The sequence below is a fragment of the Pseudomonas sp. 18.1.10 genome (assembly GCF_024655625.1).
In the GTDB taxonomy this organism is placed as follows: Bacteria; Pseudomonadota; Gammaproteobacteria; order Pseudomonadales; family Pseudomonadaceae; genus Aquipseudomonas.
Genome location: NZ_JANLGL010000307.1, coordinates 1 through 5,029, shown reverse-complemented (window position 1 = coordinate 5,029; position 5,029 = coordinate 1). Strand labels below are relative to the sequence as shown.

Here is a 5,029-nt window from a genome sequence, read left to right as displayed (position 1 = left end):
GTGGGAGCGGGCTTGCTCGCGAATGCACTGGGTCAGCCAAACATGTACCGACTGACACCCCGCATTCGCGAGCAAGCCCGCTCCCACAGTTTGAATTGCATGCATCCAGCGATGACGCAGTAGGTCGCCAGGAGCGGATCGACCAGGTAATCCCAATAGTTCTCCGACGCTTTAAGCCGCAGCGCAAACGCCAGTGTCCCCACCACCAGCATCCAAACCACCAGCGTGTTGCGCAGGGCCAACATCAGCAGTGCCAAGGCCGCCACCAGCACAATCATCGGCCGCGGATTGAACCCCCAGCGATACGGATCGACATACGTCAGCCCCATCGTCGCCGGGTACAGCACCACGCCCAGCACACAGAACAGCAGCAACATTTGCACCCGGTGCGGGCGAGCAAGCGGCTGCACCACCCCCAATCGGCTCAAGGCAACCCACGCCAGCAACACCAGCGTGCTGATCGCCAGGTCATCGGTAAAACTGCGCACATACGCCGCCAACGGCAGCTCATTGACCGGGATAAAACTTGCCGCCACCAACACCGGCAACAACCACGGCCGCCACGGCTGGGTGAAGCGCAGCGCGCACAGCGCCACAAACCCCAGCAACACAAAACTCAAATGGGCCTGCCACAGGGCAACCATCACAGACGCTCCGCCAGCCAGGCTTCGTTGAAGCTGACATGTTTGATAAAGGTGTTATTCCACGAATAAACCAGGTGGTAAGTACCGTCCGGGCTGCGGCTGAAATACGGGTACTCGTATTCGAAGTCGCAGCCACGGGGTTTGCACACGCGGTAGTCCAGGTTGCTCAGGAAGCGCTGTTCCAGGGGCAAGCGTTTCGCGCCGCTGGAGGCGCGGAAGCCTTCGCCGATGATCTCTTTGTAGGCCTCGGGGGAGAACGGCGCGCCCAGCGGGTCCGGCGATTGGTCCAGTTGCACCACGGTGCGCCACTGACTGAGCCGGGCGTCGGTGCCGTAGAGGCTGAGCTTGAAGCGGCCGTCTTGCAGGTCATTCAGCGCCACCAGCAAACCATCGTCTTCAGTGCCCACCGCGGCCAACGACGAGTTGGGGTTGGCCGGTTCCAGCGGGTACGGCTCGCTCCAGGTTTGCCCGGCGTCGCTGGTGCGGCTGGCAAGCACGCGGTGATGGGTGTCGCCGGCGTACCGCAGCATCGCCACGGCGCGCTGGCCGTCCAGCGGCACGATGGTCGGTTGCAACGAATGCTTGCCACGGCTGATGCGGAATTTGTCGATCACCGCACCCTCGGCGCTCAAGTACAGGTACTCGGCAAACTTGCCCATGAACTCGTGGTACACCGGCAAACCGATGGAGCCGTCGGCGTGGAACACCGGCGCGGCGCGCACCAGGGTGCTGATATTGAAAAACGGCGACGTCACCAGTTGCCTTGGCGCCGACCAGCTGGCGCCGAGGTCATCCGAGACCATCACATTGATCGCACTGGCGGCCCAGCCACCCACCGACACCGACACATAAAACATCCACAGGCGTTTGTCCGGCGCGAGGGCGATCACCGGGTTGCCGAGTTTGCGGATATAGCGCTGGGTGCCGTCGCGCGTGCTTTCCCGCGTGGCCAGCACCTGTTCGCCGCCCCATTCGCCGCTGCTGGCATCGAAGCGCGCGGTTCGCACCTGCACATCAGCGGCGCCTTCGCGGGAGCCGGCGAACCACACCGCCATCAGGTCGCCACCGGGCAGGGCGGTGACGGAGGAGGAGTGCACAAAGTCCGTCAACTGCGTCGACACAAAGCGGCTGGTGTATTGCGGGGCCGCTGCGACTTTCGCGGTATTCGGGCTGGCCTGGGCAAACGGCGCCAGCACATGGGGCGGATGGCTTTGCCAGGCGGCGAAAAACGCCGCGAGCACGCTGCAAATCAATAAGGCGGAGCGCATAGGAGACCTGTGGATAAAAGGATTACTGCCCACGCTCATCCGGCAGGCGCTTCCTGCGACCGGTGAGCATGGATAACGGCAGGTTGTCGCGCACCTGGACACTTTCAAACAGCGCCGCCAGCACATGGATGCACACCAGGCCCAGCAACCCATTCGCGGCGGTCTCGTGGATTTGCTGCGGCCAGTCGGCGCCCCACAGGGCATCGATTTCCTGCATCAAAAAGCCGCTGACGCCGAGGGTGAGCAGCGCGAACAACATCAACAGCATCACCAGTGCGCCAATCGGCGAATGACCCAGGCGATGCTTCGGCCGGCGATCGAGCAACGAACGCAGGTGGGCATTCAGCCGTTTGGGTGTAGGCCAAAAGTCCGCCCAACGTGCGCTGCGCGGCCCGACGAACCCCCACACCACGCGCACCAGCAGCCAGGCCATGGCGTAGTAGCCCAGCCAGACGTGCCAGTCATCGCCCGCTTCGTTAAAGAAGTAGTTGGCGACGAAGACCCCGGCAATCGACAAATGAAACAGCCGCACCAACGGGTCCCACAGGCGCAGGGATTCGCCTGGCATCAACCTTTGATCTCAGTCTTCACGGCTTTGCCGCTGACCGGGTCGTGGTAGATCTCGACCTTGCGCTTGTCTTTGTCGAAGCCGTAGATCTCGTAGCAGTTGCCGTCGGTGACCTTGAACTTGCTGATCGTGTAGCCCTCGGCCTTGAGCTTGTCCTGGAAGGCTTTTTCGTCTTGCCATTGCGAGCGTTCGGCGGTGGTGCACTGCGGGCCGGCGAGGGCCAGGGGGCTGGCGAGGACGAGGGACAGCAGGAGAATTTTGCGCATGGAAAAGCTCTCAACAGAGGTGGGAGATTTCACAGTGCTAAACCAACCTTAGGGCAACCTTAGTTGGCAACGCGCCGTAACATCTTTGCCGGGGGCGCTCCGCTGAAACCCGGCATGATTTCGCGGTTTCCTACAGAGATTTCGTGATGCGCCTACTCCTTGTCGAAGATGATCGCGCCCTCGGCCAGGGGATTCGCGTGGCCTTGGGCGCCGAAGGCTACACCCTCGACTGGCTGCAAGATGGCGTGGCGGCCCTGCATGCGCTGCGCACGGAATCCTTCGATCTGCTCCTGCTCGACCTCGGCCTGCCACGCCTCGACGGCCTCGACCTGTTGCAGCAACTGCGCGCCGAGCAGCACGACGTGCCGGTGCTGATCCTCACCGCCCGCGACGGCACCGCCGAGCGCATCGCCGGCCTGGATGCCGGCGCCGACGACTACCTGGTCAAACCCTTCGACGTCGAAGAACTGAAGGCCCGCGTTCGCGCCCTGTTGCGCCGCAGCCAGGGCCGTGCGCAACCGCTGCTGGAGCACGCCGGCATCAGCCTCGACCCGGCCACCCAGCAAGTGCGCTATCAGGATGGGGAAGTCATCGTCACGCCGATGGAATACCAACTGCTGCACCAACTGATGGTGCGCCCCGGCAAAGTGGTGACCCGCGAGCGCCTGTCCCGCGCGCTGTACGGCTGGCAGGACCGGGTCGAGAGCAACACCCTGGAAGTGCTGATCCATAACCTGCGCAAGAAGTTATCCACAGAACTGATCCGCACCGTGCGCGGTGTTGGCTACGTGCTGGTGCTTAAACCATGAGCTCGGTGCGCGCGCGCATCCTCATCCCCGTCTTGGTGCTGATCCTGCTGGGCGACGCGCTGATTAGCTGGCTGGTGCTGCGCGACAGCCACCACGAAATCGAAGAAGTCTACGACGCCCAACTCGCCCAAAGCGCGCGCCTGCTGCAAGGCGTATTGCGCCAGCGCGACCCTGGCGAAGCCGATTGGAACAGGTTGCATGAGGCCTTTGACCAGGCGATGAGCCGCGTGGGTGAAGAGGGCGTCGCCCACCCCTATGAAACCCGTCTGACCTTTCAGATCTGGCGCGCTGACGGCCAACTGCTGGTGCGCTCCGCCGAAGCGCCCGTCTTGGCCGCACCGCCTGCGACCCTCGGCGCCCATGACCTGATGGACAACGGCAACGACTGGTGCGCCTTCCTCCTCGCCGACCCGCAGCAAGGGTTATTGATCTGGGTGGGCGAGCGCGACGACATTCGCCAGGACGTGATCCAGCGCATCATGCGCCACACCCTCTGGCCCACGTTGATCGGCGTACCGCTGCTGGCGGTGTTGATCTGGCTGGTGATCGGTTGGGGTTTCAAACCGCTGCGCGCCATGGCCCTGTCGATTCGCGGGCGCAATACCGACACCTTGCAACCGCTGCACTTGGCGCCACTGCCCAGCGACCTGGAACCCATGCAAACCGCGCTGAACCGGCTGCTGGTGCAAGTGGATGACCTCTTGGAACGCGAACGCCGCTTCATCGCCGACGCCGCCCACGAACTGCGCACGCCGTTGGCGATCCTGCGCATCCACGCACAAAACGCACAAAGCGCCGAAACCCCGGAGCAACGCCGTGAAGCCCTGGAGTTTCTGGTCAACGGCGTCGACCGCGCCACCCGCATCGGCAGCCAACTGCTGACCATGGCCCGCATCGAACCGCAACTGAACAACCCGGTGCGCAGCCGCGTGCAACTGACCGAGTTGGTGCGCGAAGAACTCGCCGAGCTGGCGCCGCTGGCCATGGAGAAAGGCGTGGAGTTGGTGCTGGAAGGCGAGGAAGAGGTGTGGGTGGAGACTGAGCCTGTTGCGCTGGCGATTGCGTTGCAGAATCTGGTGACCAATGCGCTGAATTTTTCACCTGCTGGCAGTGAAGTGAGAGTGGTGATTGGCGCCAACTGCCTGAGCGTGGAAGACCAGGGGCCGGGGATTGATGAAGCGGAGTTGGGGCGATTGTTTGAGCGGTTTTACAGCCGGGGGAATGCCAACGGCGCGGGGTTGGGGTTGGCGATTGTGGAGATGATTGTTGGCAAGATTGGGAGTCGGTTGGCGTTGCACAACCGCGAACACGGCGGCTTGAGCGCCCGCCTGGAATTCTGACCCGGCACCAATCCCCTGTGGGAGCGGGCTTGCTCGCGAAGGCGGCGTGTCAGTCGATTCAAGTGCTGGCTGATCCACTGCTTTCGCAGGCAAGCCAGCTCCCACACTTAGACCTGCGCCAGGCTCGGAAAATG

General features: G+C 63.2%; 6 protein-coding genes. 2 read left to right on the top strand and 4 right to left on the bottom strand.

Features of this window, described 5'->3' with window-relative positions:
• Nucleotides 1–32 precede the first annotated feature (32 nt).
• Genes NUV89_RS27465 through NUV89_RS27450 form a run of 4 tightly spaced genes read right to left on the bottom strand, consistent with a single transcriptional unit; the run spans nucleotide 33 to nucleotide 2,746 of the window.
• Nucleotides 33–644: a hypothetical protein gene (locus NUV89_RS27465; RefSeq protein WP_257783783.1), complete on the bottom strand. Its 612-nt coding sequence runs from the start codon at nucleotides 642–644 to the stop codon at nucleotides 33–35.
• Entirely contained in the window at nucleotides 644–1,912 is a 1,269-nt protein-coding gene (locus NUV89_RS27460) for an exo-alpha-sialidase (RefSeq protein ID WP_257783782.1), read from the bottom strand. Before NUV89_RS27460 ends, NUV89_RS27465 begins: the two co-directional genes overlap by 1 nt.
• A gap of 22 nt (nucleotides 1,913–1,934) precedes the next feature.
• Nucleotides 1,935–2,480: a cytochrome b/b6 domain-containing protein gene (locus tag NUV89_RS27455; RefSeq protein ID WP_257783781.1), complete on the bottom strand. Its 546-nt coding sequence runs from the start codon at nucleotides 2,478–2,480 to the stop codon at nucleotides 1,935–1,937.
• Nucleotides 2,480–2,746 carry a PepSY domain-containing protein gene (locus tag NUV89_RS27450; protein ID WP_257783780.1) on the bottom strand — a complete coding sequence of 89 codons (267 nt, stop codon included), beginning with the start codon at nucleotides 2,744–2,746 and terminating at the stop codon, nucleotides 2,480–2,482. Before NUV89_RS27450 ends, NUV89_RS27455 begins: the two co-directional genes overlap by 1 nt.
• Before the next feature lie 146 nt (nucleotides 2,747–2,892).
• On the opposite strand from NUV89_RS27450, the gene NUV89_RS27445 reads away from it, so the two are divergent.
• Together NUV89_RS27445 and NUV89_RS27440 are read left to right on the top strand one after the other, a co-directional pair.
• The gene (locus NUV89_RS27445) at nucleotides 2,893–3,555 is read left to right on the top strand and encodes a response regulator (protein WP_257783779.1); all 663 of its coding nucleotides are present in this window, start codon (nucleotides 2,893–2,895) and stop codon (nucleotides 3,553–3,555) included.
• Entirely contained in the window at nucleotides 3,552–4,895 is a 1,344-nt protein-coding gene (locus NUV89_RS27440) for a sensor histidine kinase (RefSeq protein WP_257783778.1), read from the top strand. Before NUV89_RS27445 ends, NUV89_RS27440 begins: the two co-directional genes overlap by 4 nt.
• The last annotated feature ends 134 nt before the right edge of the window (nucleotides 4,896–5,029 follow it).

What these genes read in the sequence shown, in the direction of transcription:
- NUV89_RS27455 (WP_257783781.1), bottom strand. Translation starts at nt 2,480, where the DNA reads ATGCCAGGCGAATCCCTGCGCCTGTGGGACCCGTTGGTGCGGCTGTTT.
- NUV89_RS27445 (WP_257783779.1), top strand. Translation starts at nt 2,893, where the DNA reads ATGCGCCTACTCCTTGTCGAAGATGATCGCGCCCTCGGCCAGGGGATT.
- NUV89_RS27440 (WP_257783778.1), top strand. Translation starts at nt 3,552, where the DNA reads ATGAGCTCGGTGCGCGCGCGCATCCTCATCCCCGTCTTGGTGCTGATC.
- NUV89_RS27465 (WP_257783783.1), bottom strand. Translation starts at nt 644, where the DNA reads ATGGTTGCCCTGTGGCAGGCCCATTTGAGTTTTGTGTTGCTGGGGTTT.
- NUV89_RS27460 (WP_257783782.1), bottom strand. Translation starts at nt 1,912, where the DNA reads ATGCGCTCCGCCTTATTGATTTGCAGCGTGCTCGCGGCGTTTTTCGCC.
- NUV89_RS27450 (WP_257783780.1), bottom strand. Translation starts at nt 2,746, where the DNA reads ATGCGCAAAATTCTCCTGCTGTCCCTCGTCCTCGCCAGCCCCCTGGCC.